The organism is Treponema sp. OMZ 805 (assembly GCF_050937395.1).
Lineage (GTDB): Bacteria > Spirochaetota > Spirochaetia > Treponematales > Treponemataceae > Treponema.
In genome coordinates, this window is sequence record NZ_JACCLP010000065.1 from 1 (window position 1) to 421 (window position 421).

A 421-nucleotide genomic window follows, 5' to 3' on the forward strand; every position below is an offset into this window, starting at 1 on the left:
AACCCCCGCCGCTCCATATAACAGGGTGCGGTATGCCTCATCATTAAGTGCGCATTCACGTTTTGCTACGTGGAGTATCTGTATCCATTTACGCTGTGCAGCGCCTATGACCGATGTTTTTGCTTCCATAATCGCTCCCTGTTACAATAAAGCGGTTTTTGGTAAGCGCTCAACCCTATATAAGGCGGTGCTTACCATGAACCTACTTCTTTCACGATACCTGCTCTTTCAACAGCTCTTTGTTCACCTGTTCGCGGTTTGCTTCGCAGAAAAAGCTGTCTTTGACTTTGCGCACCGCATCAACTTGCGCTAAGGATTCATCAGTCATCTCCGCCATTAAATCCTTATCAATTTCTTCTTTGATGCGGATATACCGTACCAGCTTGAGCTTTTTCAAAAGCTCAAGTGTTGTCTTTTTGAC

At 45.4% G+C, this 421-nt stretch carries 1 protein-coding gene; it reads right to left on the reverse strand.

Features of this window, described 5'->3' with window-relative positions; translation table 11 throughout:
* Positions 1 to 211: 211 nt before the first annotated feature.
* Positions 212 to 421 (reverse strand): host-nuclease inhibitor Gam family protein (locus tag HGH47_RS12325; RefSeq protein ID WP_432912787.1); only part of this gene is annotated, 210 nt, incomplete at its 5' end.